The 19,868-nt window shown below is 62.9% G+C and carries 11 protein-coding genes; 4 read left to right on the top strand and 7 right to left on the bottom strand.

The window, feature by feature from the left end:
- Positions 1-101: 101 nt before the first annotated feature.
- From mnmH to H043_RS0123060, 3 genes are all read right to left on the bottom strand, one after another.
- Positions 102-1,205, bottom strand: a complete 1,104-nt coding sequence (gene mnmH / locus H043_RS0123075; protein WP_027613857.1) for a tRNA 2-selenouridine(34) synthase MnmH — start codon at positions 1,203-1,205, stop codon at positions 102-104.
- Positions 1,205-2,239, bottom strand: coding sequence for a selenide, water dikinase SelD (selD, locus tag H043_RS0123070; RefSeq protein ID WP_027613856.1), 1,035 nt, complete (start codon positions 2,237-2,239; stop codon positions 1,205-1,207). Before selD ends, mnmH begins: the two co-directional genes overlap by 1 nt.
- A gap of 565 nt (positions 2,240-2,804) precedes the next feature.
- A complete protein-coding gene (locus H043_RS0123060) occupies positions 2,805-13,325 on the bottom strand; it encodes an autotransporter-associated beta strand repeat-containing protein (RefSeq protein WP_027613854.1) in 10,521 nt (3,506 codons plus the stop codon).
- A 454-nt stretch (positions 13,326-13,779) separates the two neighbouring features.
- Between H043_RS0123060 and H043_RS0123055 the strand changes: the two genes are divergently transcribed.
- Together H043_RS0123055 and H043_RS0123050 are read left to right on the top strand one after the other, a co-directional pair.
- The gene (locus H043_RS0123055; RefSeq protein WP_027613853.1) at positions 13,780-14,739 is read left to right on the top strand and encodes a nucleoside-specific channel-forming protein Tsx; all 960 of its coding nucleotides are present in this window, start codon (positions 13,780-13,782) and stop codon (positions 14,737-14,739) included.
- A 15-nt stretch (positions 14,740-14,754) separates the two neighbouring features.
- The gene (locus H043_RS0123050; RefSeq protein WP_027613852.1) at positions 14,755-15,777 is read left to right on the top strand and encodes a purine nucleoside permease; all 1,023 of its coding nucleotides are present in this window, start codon (positions 14,755-14,757) and stop codon (positions 15,775-15,777) included.
- Positions 15,778-15,904: 127 nt separating this feature from the next.
- Here the strand turns inward: H043_RS0123050 and H043_RS0123045 are convergent, their stop codons facing one another.
- The 3 genes from H043_RS0123045 to H043_RS0123030 all read right to left on the bottom strand — a co-directional run bounded on the left by H043_RS0123045 (position 15,905) and on the right by H043_RS0123030 (position 18,492).
- Complete coding sequence (locus H043_RS0123045) at positions 15,905-16,861, bottom strand: zinc-binding alcohol dehydrogenase family protein (protein ID WP_027613851.1); 957 nt, start codon at positions 16,859-16,861, stop codon at positions 15,905-15,907.
- Between the two features lie 28 nt (positions 16,862-16,889).
- Positions 16,890-17,063 carry a DUF1427 family protein gene (locus H043_RS29990; protein ID WP_007969534.1) on the bottom strand — a complete coding sequence of 58 codons (174 nt, stop codon included), beginning with the start codon at positions 17,061-17,063 and terminating at the stop codon, positions 16,890-16,892.
- A gap of 661 nt (positions 17,064-17,724) precedes the next feature.
- Complete coding sequence (locus H043_RS0123030; RefSeq protein WP_027613850.1) at positions 17,725-18,492, bottom strand: helix-turn-helix domain-containing protein; 768 nt, start codon at positions 18,490-18,492, stop codon at positions 17,725-17,727.
- A 145-nt stretch (positions 18,493-18,637) separates the two neighbouring features.
- Here H043_RS0123030 and H043_RS0123025 point away from each other — a divergent pair, with 145 nt between their 5' ends.
- Both H043_RS0123025 and H043_RS0123020 read left to right on the top strand, forming a co-directional pair.
- Positions 18,638-18,865, top strand: a complete 228-nt coding sequence (locus tag H043_RS0123025) for a DUF6555 family protein (protein ID WP_027613849.1) — start codon at positions 18,638-18,640, stop codon at positions 18,863-18,865.
- Positions 18,866-18,905: 40 nt separating this feature from the next.
- Positions 18,906-19,178: a hypothetical protein gene (locus tag H043_RS0123020; RefSeq protein ID WP_027613848.1), complete on the top strand. Its 273-nt coding sequence runs from the start codon at positions 18,906-18,908 to the stop codon at positions 19,176-19,178.
- Positions 19,179-19,200: 22 nt separating this feature from the next.
- Here H043_RS0123020 and H043_RS29985 read toward each other — a convergent pair whose 3' ends face one another.
- Entirely contained in the window at positions 19,201-19,368 is a 168-nt protein-coding gene (locus H043_RS29985; RefSeq protein ID WP_081730276.1) for a metallothionein, read from the bottom strand.
- Positions 19,369-19,868: the final 500 nt, after the last annotated feature.

Below are 19,868 nucleotides of genomic sequence, written 5' to 3'. Positions count from 1 at the left end.
AGCCCGCTCCCACAGGGGATCTGCGTCAGGCAGAAATTTCTGCCCAGTGGAGACCCAATGTGGGAGCGGGCTTGCTCGCGAAGAGGCCCGCAAGAGCACCCTCAAACCCGCTGATTCAGCCGCTCACGCAGATACTCCAGCACCGCCCCGCGCTCCCCGGCAAATTCAATCCGCCCGCCCTTCTTCTCACGCTGGAACGCATACATCGGGTCGTAATATTCGCGCAGCAACACGCTGATCCAGTTACGGAACTGCTCGACCGAACCGCTGCGCGCCTGCTCCGCCAAGGCCTCTTCCATCTGCAGGAACATCCGCTGATGGCGTTCGCCCCCCAGCCGGCGCTGGATATTGTTCAAACTCGCAATCAGCCGCTCGGCATACAGCGCAAAGCCCTGCTCGCCATGCACCGCGACAAACTCAGCGTGCAGGTTGATCACGTAATCCTGCAGAATCCGCTCGACCCGCTGCTCCAGGCTGTCTTCGAGCCAGACCATCGGCGCCACTTGCATGCCTCGGTACAGCGGCAATGGCAAGGCACAACTGCCGACTACCCGGCTCTCGTCTTCCAGCACAAACTGCTGGATCCCGCCGGCGCGTTTTTTCAGCACATCAACGGCCAGACGGTTTTCAAAATCGATGTTGGTCGGTTGGCCGGTGGCGCGCTTGCCGAAACTCGAGCCCCGATGATTCGCGTGACCTTCCAGATCCAGACCGTTGCGCAATTGCACCAGCAGTTCGGTCTTGCCGGTGCCGGTCATGCCGCCCAGCAGCACCATATCGCACTCGGCCACGGCCTGATCGATCGTCTCCAGCAGGAACGTACGCATCGCCTTATAGCCACCGCCGACACGCGGGTAATCGATCCCGCCCTCTTCCTTGATCCATTGCTGGACGATCTGCGAACGCAGGCCGCCGCGAAAGCAATACAGATAGCCGTCGGGGTGTGCCCGGGCAAACTCGACCCAGCCTTGAATGCGCTGCTCCCGCACTTCGGCAGACACCAGCCGCTCACCCAGGGCGATGGCGGCTTGTTGTCCATGCTGCTTGTAGCAAGTCCCCACCTGCTCGCGCTCGCGATCGTTCATCAGCGGCAGGTTGACCACGCCCGGAAACGCGCCGTGGGCAAACTCGATCGGCGCACGGGCATCCATCATCGGCCGGTCGTTGAGGAAAATATCGCGGTAATCGGTGCAGTCGCGTGACATCAGTTCACCTCGACTGCGTGGGTCTGTCGCTCGACCAGCTCGCCGATCGGCGCCAGGTTCAGGCCCAGTTCGGCAGCCACGGCGAGGAATTCGGCGTTGCCTTCCGGTGTAACTGCAATCAACAGACCGCCGCTGGTCTGCGGGTCGCACAGCACGCGCTTGTGCAACTCCTGCAGACGGCCGAGCTTGCTCGAATAGCTGTCAAAGTTACGCAAGGTGCCACCGGGCACACAGCCCTGTTCGAGGTAGTACTCGACGCTGTCCAGACGCGGCACGTGGTTGTAGCCGATGCGTGCGGTCAGGTGGCTGCCGTCGGCCATTTCCACCAGATGCCCGAGCAGGCCGAAACCGGTAACGTCGGTCATCGCGGTGACGCCGGCCAGTTTGCCGAAACGGCTGCCGGGTTTGTTCAGGGTGCACATCCAGTCGCGGGCCACGCCAATGTCGCCGGGGCGCAATTTGCCCTTTTTCTCGGCGGTGGTGAGGATGCCGATGCCCAACGGCTTGGTCAGGTACAGCAGGCAACCGGCGGTGGCGGTGTCGTTGCGCTTCATGTGGCGTTTTTCCACCAGACCGGTCACGGCCAGGCCGAAGATCGGCTCCGGCGCATCGATCGAATGCCCGCCGGCCAGCGGAATACCCGCCGCGTCACACACCGCGCGCCCGCCGCGAATCACTTCCCGCGCCACTTCCGGCGCCAGCACATTCACCGGCCAGCCGAGGATCGCAATCGCCATCAGCGGATCGCCACCCATCGCATAGATGTCGCTGATCGCATTGGTCGCAGCGATCCGGCCGAAGTCGAACGGATCGTCGACAATCGGCATGAAGAAGTCGGTGGTCGACACCACACCACGCTCGGCGTCGATCTCGTACACCGCCGCATCATCACGCGAGGCATTGCCGACCCACAGTTTCGGGTCAAGGTTCTGCGCACCGCTGCCGGCCAGAATCACTTCCAGCACCTGCGGGGAAATCTTGCAGCCACAACCGGCACCGTGGCTGTATTGGGTCAGGCGAATCGGCTCGCTCATGGGAGAGTCTCTGGCAGTTGATGGGGCGGATTCTAGCAGAGCAGCTCACAGCTTCTGGCGTGGATATAAGGCATGGAATGAAAAACGCCCGATGTATCTCATCGGGCGCCTGTAAAACAAAGAAAAACAAATGGAGACTTGGTTGAGAGATCTAAGCCTCTGAAACCGAGGTGATATCGGTCAGATAGATATCTCTATAAGTCCCGTCTGTACATTGCACCCTGACCACATCATTATCGTCCCTCGTCGAAAGCCCTATAAGTTTAAAAGTCCCGCTTTGCGCCGAAGTTGTAATTAGTTTCACTGAAGCGCCTCGTTGCATAGCAGACACCGCGCTCTTGATTTCGTCCTTATTCATTTGCACACACTCCAATTGAGGAGAATTGATAATCTGCTTTGACCAAGGGAACAGACACTGTCAAACATGACAGTTTTTAAGATCAAATTCGAATAGCCCTTAGTCCAAGGCACCTTAGAGACAATTGCTTCGCCTTCCGATCCCAGAACTAGCCAGCGGATGAAAAAAAACCGCCCTTTCGGGCGGCTAAAGTACTTCGACCATGATTCAGAAGCTTTGACTGAAGCTGATGTTGAACGCGCTGTCGTTGTTGTCGCTCGACACCTGGCCTGAGTAGCCGATGCCCAGCTTGCCGGTCGGGGTGACCTGGAAGTCGATGCCGGCTTCGAGCAATGCGCTGTCCTTGGCGATGGGTACGCCCTGGGTGCTGAACGAGGCGCCGCCGTCGATGAAGGTCAGGTCGGCGTCAGGTTTGGTGTCGCCGTAGGCATGCCGCCAGCCGATGGCCGCGCGTGGCGTCAGTTGGCTGCCGTTGGCCAGGGTCACCAATTTGCCGACACGCACACCGAGGGTCGAGTAGGTGATGTCCTGATCGGCGTCGGCCTTCAAGCGCCCCACCCCACCTTTCTCCTTACCGGTGTCGCTGTCGTAGTTGACGTAGGCCAGGCCGGCGAACGGTTCGATGGCAACGCCTGCCGCGTTGATCGCGTAACCCACTTCACCGAACACCTGCGCACTGCGCGCGTCGTAATCGGCCTTCAGGCGATCGTTGTAAGTACCGACGCTGACATCGCGTTTGGTCTCGATGCTGTGCCAGCTATAAGCCGCGCCGAGGCGCACCGCCAGTGCATCGAATTGCGAGTTCAGATACCCGGCGAGGTGGTAGCTGTCGACCTTGGCATCGGAGTTGCGATCATGCGCGTTGAGGTTGCTGCGGGTGTAGCCGGCCGCCATCCCGGCACGCCAGGTGTCATCCAGCGCCTTGTCGGTGCCGAGCATGAAACCGCCGAGGTTGCGATCGACTTTCGCCGTGTTGCTGTCGCCGCCCATGTCGCCCCAGGCACCAATGGCCCGGATCCAGCCGACCATTTCTCCGTGGCAGCCGTTGCTGCTCAGTTGCGTGTCGCTCGGTGCCAGGGTTTTGCGTGGATCATCCGCAGCGCTGCACGACGGCTGGCGCATGCGGTCATTGACCGCCTCACGGATGAAGCGCGAGTCTTCCAGCATGGCGCTGGCGGTGCTGGCGTGGATTTCCCCGGAGAGGCTGTCGAACGCATTGCGTGCACCGGCCACGCTGAGGTTGACGATCTGGTTCTGCAACGCCGCACCGGCCGCACCGTTATTGGACAGTGCCGTGGCGGTGCCGCGCTGGTTGCCCGTGGCAGCGACGTCGGCGAACGAGTTGCCGTTGCGGCTCACGGCCAGGGTCACCGAATCGGCACCGTAGACCAGCGAGCTGTCGAGGAACGCGTACTGCGGCAGATCGGCGGCACTGAAGGTGCCAGTCACACCACCGCCCGCGGTGATCAGCGAGTAAGTGGTATTGCCGGTGAACGGCGCCAGGCTGTTGACCACCAGACCGCCGCCCAATGCCGCCGTACCACCCACCGCCAGTGGCGTGGCGGTTGGCGAGCTGACGGTCAGCGCCAGTACACCATCGCTGCTGTTGGTCAGGTTGCCGGCCACGCTCAAGGTGCCGTCAGCGCCACCGGAAGCCACCACACCGTGGTTGACCACCGAACCGACGCTGCCGTTACCGCTCAGGCCTGCGCCGTTGGCGACCGTGACTAGTGCGCCCAGCGAAGCCCGGGCCGCACGACTGCCGACTTGCAGCAGGCCTTGATCGACGGAAACCGTACCGCTGAACGGTTGATTGCCGACCATCAACAGGCGACTCACGCCGCGTTTGAACAGCGCGCCGGTGCCGTTGAGCACACCATTGAACTGGCCATCGGTGTTTTGCTGGAACACCAGCGTGGCGTTGTCGGTGATGTTACCTTGCAGACTCGTGGTGTTACCGATCAGCGTACCGCCACTGACGGTGGTGCCACCGCTGTAGGTATTGGCGCCAGTCAGCATGAGGGTGCCGGAATCGAGTTTCTCGATACCGCCGGTGCCGATCAGCGGCACGTCGATTTCAGCACTGGCCCCGGCATTGACCCGCACTGGCGCCAGACTGCCGTCGGCACCGTTGACTGGTGTCAGCGTACCGCTAGCGCCCGGCACCAGGTTGTAGCCGCCGGTGAGGAACTGCAGACCGGTGAAGTTCTGATTGCCCTGCACAGTGACGGTACCCGCCTGGCCACCAAACACTGCGAATTGACCATTGGACGCCAGCGCCTGAGTGCCGCTCGGATCGGTCCAGTTGGTGCCCGGGCCCCACACGCCACTACCGCCACCAATGCTGCCATCAGGGTTGGTAGTGCCGCCGTTCCAGAACTGCACCTCACCCGGCGTGCCTTGTACCAACAGGTTGATCTGATTGGCGATCGCGGTTTGCAGGGTCAGGTTGGCCGCCGACACCGGCAGGCTGCCGTAGACCAGACCATTGTCGGTCAGGCTGCCACCGTAGCGGAACAGTTGATAGACCCCGGTGCCGAAACCGCCGGCGTTGCTGATATTCAGCGTGCCGTCGAGGGTCAGGTTACCGGCGACGTTGACCACCGTGGTGGAGCTGGCGGCCGAGCCGAGGCTGAAGTCCAGGTTGGTGCCCGAGGACAGCGCCAGCGAGCCGACCGACAACGGTGTAGCCGTGCCGCCACCGGTCAGCGTCGCACCGCTGGCCAGTTGCACGTTGCCGCCCAGTTGTCCGCTGCCACCGACTTTCGCACCACTGGCGACGTTGACGTTGGCGCTGTTGAGCACGCCGTTGACGATCAGGTTACCGGCCTGCACCGAAGTGTCACCGGTGAAGGTGTTGTTGCCGGTCAGGAGCAATTGGCCGGTGCCGGTTTTGTTCAGCGTGCCGGCGCCCGTCAGGTTACCGGTGTAGCTGCCGTCGGCGTTCTGCGCGAAGGTCAGCGCCGCGTTGTTGACGATGGCGCCTTGCAGGCTGCTGGTGTCGCCAGTGGTAGTGCCAGCGTTCAGCGTAGTGCCGCCGCTGTAGGTATTGGCACCACTCAGCACGAGGTCAGCGCTGCCGTTTTTCACCAGACTGCCGGTGCCGGTGATGGTGCCGAGCAGCGTGGTGTTCTGGTTGCCGGCCAGGGTCAGTTGCGACCCCAGATTGATCGCGTTGGCCAGTTGCAGCGCCGAGGTGCTGTCGAGGCTGCCGTTGCCGGTCACGCTCAGTGCACCGCTGCTGATTGCGCTGTTGTTGCCCAGCACCAGCGTACCGCCAGCGAGCTGAGTACCACCGCTGTAGGTGTTGCTGCCGTTGAGGGTCAGGCTCGAAGCGCCAGACTTGATCAGGTTGCCCGCCCCACTGACTACGCCGTCGAGGGTCAAGGCGTTACTGCCAGCGACAGTCAGGCCACCGTTCACCACCACATCGTTGCCCAGCGTGACGGCCGCGTTGCTGTCCAGCGCGGTGCCGTCCGCAGCGGTCAACACACCGCTGCCGAGCGCTGCGTTGTTGCCCACGACGATCTTGCCGCCATTGAGCGCGGTGCCGCCGGTGTAGCCGTTGGCGGCGTTGAGCACCAGCGTGCCGGTGTCGTATTTGCCGAGGGTGCCGCTGCCGTTGAGTGCCACGCCAACGGTCGCGGTGGCGTTCGGATCGACTCGAACCGTGGCGTTACCCAACGAACCGTTGACCAGATTCAGCGAACCCGCGGTGCCGTCCTGCAGGCTGTAGCCATCGGTGACGAACTGCATGCCGGTGATGGTTTGTGCGCCGTTCACGGTGACCGTGCCCGCCGTGCCCTGGAACACCGCGAAGTTGTTGGTCCAGGCCTGATTGGTGGTGCCGTTGACGTCGGTCCAGTTGGTGGTGCCGGCGCCCCAGGTACCGCTGCCGCCATCCACCGAACCGTTGGCGACGAGTTGGTTGCCGTCCCAGAACTGCACGGTGACGCCCGGTGCAGTGACCAGCAAATTGATCTGGTTGGCCAGCGCGGTTTGCAGAGTCAGATCGCCCGGGGTGACGCTGCCCGGCACCGTGCCGATCAGCATGCCGTTGTCGGTCAGGCCGCCGGTATAGTTGATCAACCGGTACACACCACTGCCGAAACCGCCGATGTCGCTGACGTTGAGGGTGCCGTCGAGGGTCAGGTTGCCGCCGACATTCACCAGCGCATTGCCGCCACCGGAAACCGGCGTGCCCAGTCCGACATCGAAATTGGAGTTGGCGTTGAACACCAGCGAGTTCACCGACAGGGTGCTGCCGGTGGCGCCGGCCAGATGACCGCCGTCGGCCACGGTCACCGCACCGCCGAGCGAGCCGCCGCCGGTCAGGGTGCCGCCGCTGTTGACCAGTACGCTGGCGCTGTCCAGCGAGCCGCTGACGTTCAAGGTGCCGGCGTTGACCGTGGTGTTGCCGGTCAGGCTGTTGAGGCCGGTCAGGGTCAGCGTTCCGGTGCCGAGCTTGCTCAATTCGCCGGTTCCGGTGAGGACACCGGCGAAAAGGCTGCTGGCGTTGTTGCCGCCGATGCTCAGGATGTTGCCGCCACCGATCAGTGCGGTGCCGCTACCGGTCAGACTGGCGAGGCTGCCGGAGCCGCCGAGATTGAGAGTTGACGCAGCGCCGAGGTTGACCCCGGCATTGCTGCCCAGTGCCGAGTTGCCCAGTGTCGTGAGGCTGCCCGATTGCACATCAAAGGTGCCGCTGAAGGTGTTGTTGCCGGACAGCGTCAGGTCGGCCAGACCATTCTTGGTCAGGGTGCCCGCGCCGGCGATCACGCCACCGAGCGTCAGGTTGTTGTTGCCAGCCACGCTCAGGTTGGCATTGACGTTGACGTTGTTGGCCAGCACCAGCGGCGCGGTGGTGTCGAGGGTCGACGCACCCGCCACGGTTACCGCGCCGGAGCCCAGGCCCGCCGAGGTGCCAAGGGTCACGGTGCCGGCGTTCAGTGTGGTGCCGCCGCTGTAAGTGTTAATGCCGTTGAGGGTCAGGTTGGACGCGCCGTTCTTGATCAGACCGCCGGTGCCGCTGACCACGCCGCTGAGCGCGACGTCGCTGCTGCCGGTATTGGTCAGATTGGCGTTGAGCACCACGTTGTTGCCCAGCGACACCGCGGTGTTGCTGTCCAGCGCCGAGGCACCGGCCACGGTCAGGTTGCCCAGACCGAGTGCGCCGTTGCTGCCGGCGGTCAGTGTGCCGGCGTTGAGGGTGACGCCGCCGAGGAAATTGTTGGCCCCGCTCAGGATCAGGTTGGCCGCGCCGTTCTTGGTCAGGCTGCCGGCGCCATTGATCGCGCCGCTCAGTGTCAGATCGTTGCTGCCGACGACATCAAGGTTGCCCGCCAGATTGATCGCGTTACCCGCCGTAAAGGCGCCGCTGGCATCCAGTGTGGTGCCGCTCGCCGCGTTCAGAGTGGCCGAGCCCAGCGCGCTGTTCGACGCCAGAATCAAGCCGCCCGCATTCAGCGCCACCGGCCCGAGGAAAGCGTTGTTGCCGCCGAGGGTCAGGCTGGCCGAACCGTTCTTGATCAAGCCGCCGGTGCCGGAAATGACACCGTTTAGAGTCAGCGCATTACTGCCCAGCAGGGTCAGATTGCCGTTAAGCGTGGCGGCATTGCCCAGGGTCACGGCCGTGTTGCTGTCCAGTTGCGTGCCAGCGTTGGCAATCAATGCGCCGGTGCCCAGTGCGGTGTTGCTGCCGACCACCAGGGTACCGCCGTCCAGTTGCGTGCCGCCGGTGTAGCTGTTGGCACCGTTGAGTACCAGGGTGCCGGCATCGAGTTTGTTGAGGATGCCGCTGCCGTTGATGTCCACGCCGACCGTGGCGGTCACGCCCGGATCGACCCGCATCGCCGTGGTGCCGCCGGTGCCGTTGACGGCGGTCAGTAGCCCCGACGTGCCGTTAACCACGTTGTAGCCATCGGTGAGAAATTGCATCCCGGTGAACAGTTGGGTGCCGTTGACCGACACTGTACCGGCCGTACCCTGGAACACCGCAAAATCGCCGGCCCAGGTCTGGTTCAGCGTGCCGTTGGAATTGGTCCAGTTGGTGCCGCCGGCAGTCCATGTACCGGTGCCGCCGTCCACATTACCGTTCGGGATGGTCTGGCTGCCGTCCCAGAAACGCAGGTTGGTGTTCGGTGCCGACACCACCAGGTTCACTTGATTGCCAAGGCTCTGCACGAGGATGTCGCCGAGGCCATAACCCACCGGTACACCGGCCACGGTCAGGCCGTTGTCGGTCAGTGCGCCGGTGTAGTTGAACAGGCGATAGACACCCACGCCGAAGCCGCCGGCATCGGTGACGTTGAGGTTGCCGTCGAGGGTCAGGTTGCCGCCGATGTTCATCAGCGAGGTGGTCGATGGCGTGGCGAGGCTCGCGTCGACATTGCTGTTGGCGGCCAGCACCAGTGACCCGGCAGACAAGGTGTTGCCCGAGGACAACGCCAGATGACCGCCGTTGTTGATGGTGATCACGCCAAGCGCCGAACCGGTACCCGTGAGGGTCGCACCGTTGTTGACGTTGAGCTGGGAACTGGCCAGCGAACCGGTAAGGTTCAGCGTACCGCCGTTGACGTTGGTGTTGCCGGTGATGCCGTTTATGCCGGTGAGATTCAACGTCCCGGTGCCGACCTTGGTCAAGCCGCCGTTACCGCCGAGGTCGCCGTCGAAGGTGCTGGTGCTGCTGACACCGCCCACGGTCAATGTGTTGCCGCCGCCGATCTGCACGCTGCCGCTGCCGCTCAGGCCGTTGAGGCTGGCGTTGCTGTTGAGATAGAGATTGGCACCGGCGCTGATGTTGGCGCCGGAGGTGTTGCCCAGCGCCCCGCTGCTCACGGTGGTGACGCTGCCGGAGGCGATGTTCAGCGCACCGGTGAAGGTGTTGTTGCCGCTGAGCGTCAGATCACCAAAGCCGTCCTTGGTCAGGCTGCCGGCGCCATCGATCACGCCGCTCAGGTTCAGGGTGTTGCTGCCGGCCAGGGTCAGGCCGGCGTTGAGGGTGATGTTGTTGCCGACGCTCATGCCGGTGCTGGTATCCAGCGTCGAAGCGCCACCGACGGTCAGGCCACCACTGCCCAAGGCAGCGGCCGAGCCCAGTGTCAGCGTACCCGCGTTGAGCGTGCTGCCGCCGCTGAAGGTGTTGGTGCCGTTGACGGTCAGGTTGGCGCTGCCGTTCTTGACCAGTTGGCCGGCACCGCTGATCACGCCGCCGAGGGTCAGGTCCTGGGTGCCGCCGACGCTCAGCGCCGCGTTCAGCACGACCGCGTTGGCCAGGCTGACCAGCGGCGAACTGCTGTCGAGCGTTGCCGCACCACCGACCGTCAACGCACCGGTGCCGAGCGCCGAACTGTTGCCGGCGGTCACCGTACCGGCGTTCAGCGTGGTGCCGCCGGCGTAGGTGTTGGTGCCGTTGAGGTTCAGATTGGCCGCGCCGTTTTTCACCAGGCTGCCGGCACCGGCGACGGTTCCGGTGAGGGTAAGATCGGCGCTGCCACCGATGTTCATCGCACCGGCCAGGTTGACCTGATTGCCCAGCGTGACGGCAGTGTTGGTGTCCAGCGTGGTGCCGGCTGCCGCGTTGAGCGCACCGCTGCCCAGCGCGGTATTGCTGCCGACAATCAGCTTGCCGACGTTCAGCGCGGTGTTGCCGAAGTAGGTGTTGGCGCCGTTGAGGATCAGGTCGGCCGGGCCGCTTTTGGTCACACCACCGACCCCGGAGACCACGCCTGCGAGGGTCAGCGCGTTGCTGCCGCCGATTGTCACGTTGCCGCCGAGGTTGACGTTGTTCGCCAGGCTGGTCGCGGTGCTGGCGTCCAGCGTGGTGTTGTTGCCAGCGTTGAGCACGCCGGTGCCGAGCGCGGTGTTGGAGCCGACGATCAGTGTCCCGGCGTTCAGCGACGTAGAGCCGGTGTAGGTATTGGCGCCGGTGAGGGTCAGGGTCGAAGCGCCAGTCTTGATCAGGTTGCTGCCGCCGCTGATCACGCCACCGAGGGTCAGCGGGTTGGCGCCGCCGGCAGTCAGGTTGGAATTGAGTGCAATCGCGTTGTTCAGCGTCACGTTGGCGCTGCTGTTAAGCGTTGCGCCCGCACCGCCCACGGTCAACGTGCCGGTGCCGAGTGCCGCGCCGTTGCCGACGGTCAGGCTGCCGGCGTTGAGCGCGGTGCCACCGGTGAAGGTGTTGGCGCCGTTGAGGGTCAGGTTGGCCGTGCCGTTCTTGATCAACTGGCTGGCGCCGCTTAGCACGCCGCCGAGGATCATGCCGTTGCTGCCGCCGATGGCCAGGTTGCCGTTGAGGGCGACGTTGTTGTTGAGGATGACCGAGGTGTTGCTGTCGAGGGTCGCGGCATTCGCGACGGTCAGGTCGCCGCTGCCCAATGCGGCGGCGTTGCCAACGGTCAGGGTGCCGGCATTCAGCGTGGTTCCGCCACTGAAGGTGTTGGCGCCGTTGAGAATCAGGTTGGCCGCGCCGTTCTTGGTCAGCCCGCCACTGCCGCTGACTATGCCGCCGAGGGTTAGATTGGCATTGCCGGCGATGTTCAGGTTGCCGCCGAGGGCGACCGCGTTGCTCAGCGCCACGGTGGTGCTGGCGTCGAGGGTGGTGCCCGCCGCCGTGGTCAGTGCGCCGGTGCCCAGTGCGGTGTTGGAGCCGATGATCAGCGTCCCGTTATTCAGCGCGGTGCCACCGGAGAAGGTGTTGTTGCCGCTGAGGGTCAGGTTCGCGGTGCCGCCCTTGATCAGGTTGCCGGCGCCGCTGATGACGCCACTCAGGCCCAACGCCTGAGTGCCACCGATGGTCAGCCCGCCCGCCAGCGCCACAGCGTTGGCCAGCGTCACCGCCGTGGTCGCATCCAGTGTAGTGCCGGCCGCCGCGTTCAATGCGCCCGTGCCGAGGGCGGTGTTGCTGCCAACGAGCAAGCTGCCGCCATTGAGTGCGGTGGTGCCGCTGTTGGTGTTGTTGCCAGTCAGGGTCAGGCTGGCGCTGCCGCTTTTGGTGATCGCGCCAGTGCCGGAGACGATGCCGCCCAAGGTCAGCGCATTGCTGCCGAGCACGTTCAACGCACCGGTGATGCCGACGTTGTTGGCCAAGGTCACGTTGCCGGTACTGTCGAGGCTGGTGCCGTTGCTGGTGTTGAGGACACCGGTGCCCAGGGCGTTGTTGTTGCCGACACGCAAGGTCCCGGCGCTGAGGCTGGTGATCCCGGTGTAGGTGTTGATGCCGTTGAGGGTCAGGCTGCCGCTGCCGGTTTTGGTCAGGTTGGCGGCACCGCTGATCACCCCGCCCAGGGTCAACGCACCGGCGCCGGTCGCGGTCAGGGTGCTGTTGAGCGTGATCGCGTTCGCCAGCGAAATCGGCGCCGTCGCCGAGATGCTCGAAGAGCCGCCAACGGTGATGCCCCCAGTGCTGAACGCCTGGTTGTTGCCCACCAGCACCACACCGCCGTTGAGCACGGTGTTGCCGGTGTAGGTGTTGATGCCGTTGAGGTTGATCTGGCCGCTGCCGATCTTGGTCAGGCCGCCCGTGCCGGAAATCACCCCGTTGAGGGTCATGCCGTTGATGCCCTGCAGGGTCAGGCCGCTCGCGCCCAGGTTGATCTGGTTGGCCAGCGTCAAACCGGCATTGCTGGCCTGGAGGATCCCGCCGTTGGACGTCAGCACGCCGCTGCCGAACGCCGCGTTGTCATTGAACTGCGCGACACCGCCATTGAGGGTGGTCGCACCGCTGACCAACGGCCCCTGCAAAGTCCAGGTGCCGCTGTTGAGGGTCAGGTTGTTGAAGTTGACGTAGGTGGCGCTGGACGCCGTGCCCGTCCCGGTGGTGCCGCCGCCAAGGCCGATCGGGTTTTGCAGAATCAGCGTGTTGGTACCCGCCGCGCCGCCATCGACCGTTCCGGTCGGGGCGAAGGTCAGGTTGATGCCGATCAGGCCACCGAGGCCGACGGAGACTTGCACACCGTCGCCGACGTTAACGCTGGAACCGGTGATCGCGTAGAAGGTGTTGGTGCTGCCCGCCCCCATCGACACACCGCCGGTGATGTTGCCGGCGTTGGTGAAGGTGTTGCCCGCCACTGACGTTTCGAACGCAATCCGGCCATTGATGGTGCCGCTGGCACTGTTGGTCATGTTGACTTGCGAACCGCCATACACCCCGACCACCGGGGTATCGGCCAGGGTGATGCCGCCGACCGACAGCCCGGTGGAGGTGATGGTGCCGTCGTTGGTGATGGTCGTGGTGCCCGACACCGAGTTGTTCACGGCAATCCCCAGCCCGTCGATGCTGGTCAGGTTGAGCCCGAGCAACATGCCGGTGCCGCGAATCAGCCCGGTTGCGTTGTTGACGATGCTCACCGTGCTGGTCGCGCCGGTACCGATGAACGCACCGCCACTGAGGATCGACACCAGGCCCAGCAAGGCCGGGTCGAGGGTGCCGGAGTTGTTCAGGTTGATGTTGGCCCCGGTCAGGTTGAGCACCTTGCCGCCCAGGGTGGCGTTCATCTGCGCCCCGTTGGTGACGTTGACCGTCAGGCCGCTGGTGGCACTGCTGTAGTCATTGAGAAACAGCGGCAGCGTCGGGACGCCCGAACAGGTAATCGTCGAACCTGCCGCCGAGCAGGTCGCGAGCGCCTGCTCGCTGACCCCACCGAACAACAGCCCGGCAACGCTCAGGTGCACAGCAAGGGAAAGAGGGGAAAAACGCGAAACGAGGGCGACACCAAACCTTGCTTCCACGGGCTACTCCTTGTCGTGGCCAAATTCTTCCTTGAAGGCGTGGGAAACGTGCTTATTCCACACGCGAATCAAGACTGCGACGGTCATCACAAAACCGCGTCTTGGCTGACAAGCTAGTAGACGCCCCGCGATGGGGCACTGATTAAATGGTGTTAATACTTTAATACTAGAACCGTCTAGAACGCGGGTTTCGGCCAGTAAACACTGGGTTTGGCGACACCTGACTAACCCTGTGGGAGCGGGCTTGCTCGCGAAAGCGGTGTATCTATGAAGGATGTGTCAGCTGACCCGACGCCTTCGCGAGCAAGCCCGCTCCCACAGGAGAATTTCAGCGTTTAAAAGAAACTGGTACGCCTTGTGCAAACGTTTGCTACCTGCCTATAACGGCTTTTTCGTAACAAAACCGTACAGACCCGCAGAACCCGGGCCTCGATCCGCAAAAAAAGGACTTTGAATGCACGCTGCTTCCCTTCTTCGCGCCCCGTTTGCGCGCACGTTTGCTGTTTCCCTGCTACTGACCGGCGTTACCGGAGTTCTCAGCCACAGCGCGTTGGCGCAACCGGCCCTGCCCGACGAATCCGCTCAGGGCGAAGCCCTCAGCCCGGAAGCTGCCCCGCCGAAAAAAGGCGCGTATCTGTCGGACTGGTACAACCAGGACCTGACGCTGATCGGCAGCAAGGACATCAGCTTCGGGCCGCAACCGGCCGACGACATTTATCTGGAATACGAGTACTTCGGGCGCAAGGGTCCGTTCGAGCTGTACGGCTACGTCGACATTCCGAAGATCTTCAACATCGGCAACAGCCACGACAAAGGCGTGTGGGATCACGGCTCACCGGTGTTCATGGAACACGAGCCGCGCATCTCCATCGACTACCTCGCCGGCCGCAGCCTGGCCATCGGCCCGTTCAAGGAATGGTACGTGGCGTTCGACTGGATCTACGATCACGGCAGCCGTAAAGAGAACCGCGCCAACACCCTGTACAGCGGCTTCGGCACCGACATCGACACCCATTCGCGGGTCAACCTGTCGGCCAACCTGTACGGGCGCTACCAGTGGGAAAACTACGGCGCGAGCAATGAGTATTCATGGGACGGCTACCGCGCGCAGCTCAAGTACATCGTGCCCATCGACAAATTCAGCAACGGCGCGTCGCTGACCTACATCGGTTTCACCAACTTCGACTTCGGTTCGGACATCCACAAGGACAACCCGGCACGCACCGCCAATGCCACGGTGGCGACCAACGTGTTGCTGTACTCGTTCACCCACCTGCGCTTCACCCTGGTCGGCCGTTACTTCCACAACGGCGGCAACTGGGAGGACGGCAGCGAGCTGAACTTCGGCGACGGCAATTTCCGCGCGCGCTCCAACGGTTGGGGTTACTACGCCGGCATCGGCTACCAGTTCTGAAATCAGGAGATTCTCATGCAAGCAATGACGCGTCTGACCATGGCCGCTGCGGCCCTGCTCTCTTCCACCACCTGGGCGGCTGAAGCGCCGATCCAGCCGAAAGTCGTGCTGATCACCATGTTCGCCCCCGAGGCGCAGAACTGGATCGAGCGCCTCGATCTCAAGCAGGAAATCCGCGTACCGGGCCTGTCCGCCGAGTACCCGACCATCCGCTGCAACACGCAACAGGTGTGCCTGCTGACCACCGGCATGGGCCAGACCAACGCCGCCGCTTCAACCTTGGCCTTGGCCCTGTCGCCGAAATTCGATCTGCGCAAAAGCTACTTCCTGATCGCCGGGATCGCCGGGATCAGCCCGAAACACGGGACCATCGGCACCGCTGCGTGGGCGCATTACCTGGTGGAATTCGGTACGCAATGGGAGCTGGATTCGCGCGATGTGCCGGCGAGCTGGCCGACCGGCTACCTGGGCATCAACACCAAGGGTCCGAATGAAAAACCGCCGCTGGACTACAAGACCGAAGTCTTCGAACTCAACCCGACACTGCAGGCCAAAGCCTTCGCCCTGAGCCACAAGGTCGAACTGAGCGAGAGCAAGGAGTCGGCGGCGTGGCGCCGGAAATACCCGTCGGCCCCGGCCAACCAGCCGCCGGTGGTCACGCGCTGCGACACGTTGGCGGGCAACACCTGGTTCTCGGGTACACGCCTGAGCGAACGCGCCGAGGTCTGGACCAAACTGCTGACCGATAACAAGGGTGAATACTGCACCACACAACAGGAAGACAACTCCACCTATGAAGCGCTGCTGCGTGCCAGTCGCGAAGGTCTGGTGGATGTGCAGCGTCTGGCCGTGGTGCGTGCCGGCTCTGACTTTGATCGGCCGGCACCGGGCGGCAGTGAAGTGGACAATCTGCTGAAATACGCCGATCAGGGCGGGTTCGTGCCGGCGCTGGAAAACCTCTATCGTGCCGGCAACCCGCTGGTGCAGGACATTCTGAAAAACTGGTCGGCGTGGGAAAACGGCGTCCCGCAATCCTGAGCCCAACAAATAACCCTGTGGGAGCTGGCTTGCCAGCGATGGCATCAGTTCAGTCAACATCTCCATCGACTGTTCTACCGCTATCGCTGGCAAGCCAGCTCCCACAGGCTATACGGTGTCTGGAAGATCAGGGAATCAGGATGACCTTGTCGCCACTGCCCTGATTCACCTGCGCGTAGCTTTCCACCCCCTCCGCCAATGGCACCTGCACCAACCCCTGCGGCAACGGCAACAGATCCTCATCAAAGAACCGCCCAAACTGCTCGAGCATCGCCGCACAGGCTTGCACGCCGTACAACAGCGAGTTGATCCCGACCACCGAACCGCCCTTGCGGTACAACGCCAGCGCCGGCAATTGCACGTGGCCGTCGACCGGCGCGGCGATGATCGCGATGCGGCCGAACGCTGCTAGTGCCGCCACCGAGGCCGGCAGCCAGAAGCCGGTGGTGTCGAAGATCACGTCAGCGCCGCCGCGGTACACCGCGTTGACCTGCGCGCCGAGGTCTTCGGGTTTATCCAGCTGAATCGTCTGGAAGCCCTGCGCCTGCAACTCCTTGACCTGCTCCGGCCGCCGCGCCGCTGCCAGTATCTGCGCACCGCGCACCTTGGCCAACGCCAATGCCGCCGTGGCCACCGCGCCGCCACCGATCACCAGCAAACGGGTTTCAGCCGTCACCAAGCTACGCTCCAGCGCATCCCACGCCGTGGTGTACGGCACGCCGAGGCTGGCCGCCTGGGCGAAACTCAAGTGCGACGGTTTGTGCGCCACGCCATTAGCCGGCAGTTTGACGAACTGCGCGTGCGAGCCATCGGCGAAAAAGCCCAGCTCACGCCCGGTGCCCCAGACTTCCTGACCGAGCAACGCCTGCGGGCCTTCGACCACGACACCGGCAAAATCACGCCCGGGAATCCGTGGCAACGTGGTGTACGGAAAACGCCCGAGCACGTTCTTCACATCGCTGGGGTTCAGACCGGCCGCCTTGATCTCGACCAGCACTTCATCAGCGCCGGGCACCGGGGTCGGTACGTCGACGAAATGCAGGGAAGACAGATCGCCGGTTTTATCGAATTGCAGTGCTTTCATGAGGACATCCATCAAAGGGAAAAGGAATTCAGGACAGCCAACCGGCGACCAGTTGCCGGCCCATCGGCCACAGCTGCTCACCCGCGAGCATGCCCAGCAGCCCCACCAGCGCGATGGCCGGAGGTGCCGGGGAACGAAAATCCAGCGCGCCATAGAGCAGGCCGACACCGAGACCGATGGCCAGCGAAATAAGGTAGTTCATGGAGGAAACTCCGCCGCGTGAAAGGAATGGGCAAAGTCTAGGGAAGGATCGGCAGAGGTGTCGGCCAAGGACTTCTGAATTTCGGCCAATTCCCGCGTTCTCTGCCGTCCCCTGTGGAAGCGGGCTTGCTCGCGAAGGCGGCGGGTCAGTCACTTTATGCTTCACAGACCCACCGTTTTCGCGAGCAAGCCCGCTCCCACAGTTGTTTTGCGGTGTCAGGGGAGCCGTAGCTGGAGAACCTCTATCGCACAGGCAGTCCGCTGGTGCAGACATCCTGAAACACTGGTCGGCGTGGGAAAACGGTGTCCCGTGATCCTGAGTACAACACGGTAAAAAATGTGGGAGCAGGCTTGCTCGCGAAGGCGGCGGGTCAGTCACCTTATGCTTCACAGACACACCGCTTTCGCGAGCAAGCCCGCTCCCACAGGTGTTTTGCGGTGTCAGGGGAGCCGGCGCTGGAAAACCTCTTCCGCGCCGGCAATCCGCTGGTGCAGGACAATCTGAAAAATTGGTCGGCGTGGGAAAACGGCGTCCCGCAATCCTGAGTACAACACGGTAAAAATGTGGGAGCGGGCTTGCTCGCGAAGGCGGCGGGTCAGTCACTTTATGCTTCACAGACAAACCGCTTTCGAGAGCAAGCCCGCTCCCACAGGGATTGCGTTCAGGTGATCGTAAATTGCGAAGGCGCCACGCCCAGTTCGCGCCGGAACATGTCACTGAAACTGCTCGGCGAATACCCCAGCTCGCGAGCGATCGCGCTCACCGGCACGCCCTGAATCAACTCGGCCACCGCCGTCGCCAGTTGCACCTGCCGCCGCCATTCGGCGAAGCCCATGCCCAGGCTGTCCTTGAACAGCCGCGCCAGCGTGCGCACACTCGCCCCGGCGTTTTCCGCGTGCTGTTCGAACGGAATGTCCAGCGACGGTGACGCCATCACCGCCTGGCACAGATTCATCAGGCGCCGGTCGGAATCGTCCGGCAGCGGGATCTTCAATTGCGAGCGCCGGGCACGCTTGAGCTCCAGCAACGCCAGCCCGACCAACGCGTCGTAATAGGCCGGCTCACCGCTATAGCCCTGCTCCACCAGCCCGACGATCAACTCGCGCAACAGCCCTCCGACTTCAATCACCTGCACTGTCGGATCCAGCGTTGCCGCCAGTACCGGGCGCAGGTAGATATTGCGCATCTGCAAGTCCGACACCACACGAATTCCATGCGGCACCCCGGGTGGCAACCACACCGCGCGCTGCGGCGGCACCACCAGTGCCTCATGCGGGGTTTCAACCCACATCACCCCGCTCATTGCATACAGCAACTGCCCCCAGACATGCTCGTGCGGCTCGATGAACAAACCACGCGGATAGGTACGCGCCAGCGGTTGCACCGGCACATCGGTATCCGTGAGATCGGGGGGTGCGGCGAGGGCCATGGCGAACATTCATTGGGGTTGGCGGAAGGCGCATGGTAACCAGTCGGTCACAGCGTCGACAACGATAGATACCGTCGGACAATCCGAGTGAATTTTCCCGACGCGCCGCGATCCTTCTAATACCACAGGGAGGATTACGGGCTTTATGAACAACGCAAAACTGTTTGTCATCGATTACACCCTTCACGGCACGCCTAAGTCGTTCATTATCCGCTCGGACAGAATGGACAACGCCGAAGCGTGGCACTGGGCAAGCTGCGACGCCGGTGTGGGTCGCATCCCGCGTTTCGGCCGGGAAAAAGTGCAAAAGACCAGCAAACCGATGGCGGAGAAATTCGGCGTGGAAAACGTCACATGGCGACCGGCGAGCTAGACTCTCGTCAGGCGATGGGGACTCTTTGGGGGCGTACACAATGACCAGCATCTTCAGCCCGGCGCATCTGGATTACGGACTGGACACCCTGTTCGGACGTATCACCAAAAGCGTGGACTGTCAGGTGGGTCTTGAGGCTGTCGAAGACGATCCCTATAGCTTCGCCCTGCGCATACCGGCGCCGTTACCGGAAGACCTCGACCAGGCGAAAACCGTGGTAGTCAGGGTTGACGGTCGACGGCTGCAAGGCACGGTTCGCCGTACCGAACGGCTGGATGATGAAAGCCTGAAACTGCAAGTGGAGCCTGATTAGGCTCCACTTTTTTTGCGCGCGGTTATTTGGGGTGGGCGCAATGGCAGCCTTTGCTTGAGCACTCTTCACCGCCCTTGTGGTGGTGGGCGCAGGCTTCACAGCAATAGTGTTTACCGTGCACGGCGTAGGCGTGGTCGCCTTCCTTGATGGTGCATTTGCAGTTGGGGCAGTCGCATTTTCTATCGGGCATGGGGGCAGACTCCTTTTTTGGTGGTTGTCTGGGCTTTTGGGATAAGCCGTAAATACCAGTGTAGGAGCTGATGAAGGCTCGGGCCGCGTTCGGACGATCTTTTGATCTGGGTTTTTTGGGGGGATTGGGTGTATATCCGTTGCTGCGGTAACGGCCTCCTATGGTTTCGCTCTTACAGCGAGTCACCTTTTCCAAACGCCGAAAAGGTAACCCAAAAGGCTTTGCCCCGGCGTACGGCACTTCGCTTAGGCTCAGTGTTCCCTCGCTACGGTGTCCATCCGGGGGCATCGCCTCCGGTTTGCTTCGCTGCACCTCCTCTCGATGGATGCGGCTTCGCCGCATGGCGCTGCGCGCCTACCCCCTGATGAACACCTACGCTCGGCCTGCCGAAGGGGCAGAAGATCAAAAGCCACATCAAAAGCCAGAGCCAGAGCCAAAGCAGATCAAAAGATCACAGCCTTCGGCAGTTCCTACATGGGATTGGGTGTATTCAGTTGGAG

Origin of the sequence: Pseudomonas sp. URIL14HWK12:I6 (assembly GCF_000514195.1) — a bacterium.
GTDB lineage: Bacteria > Pseudomonadota > Gammaproteobacteria > Pseudomonadales > Pseudomonadaceae > Aquipseudomonas > Aquipseudomonas putida_A.
Note: the sequence above shows the minus strand (reverse complement) of the source record. Positions and strands in the feature narration are given on the sequence as shown.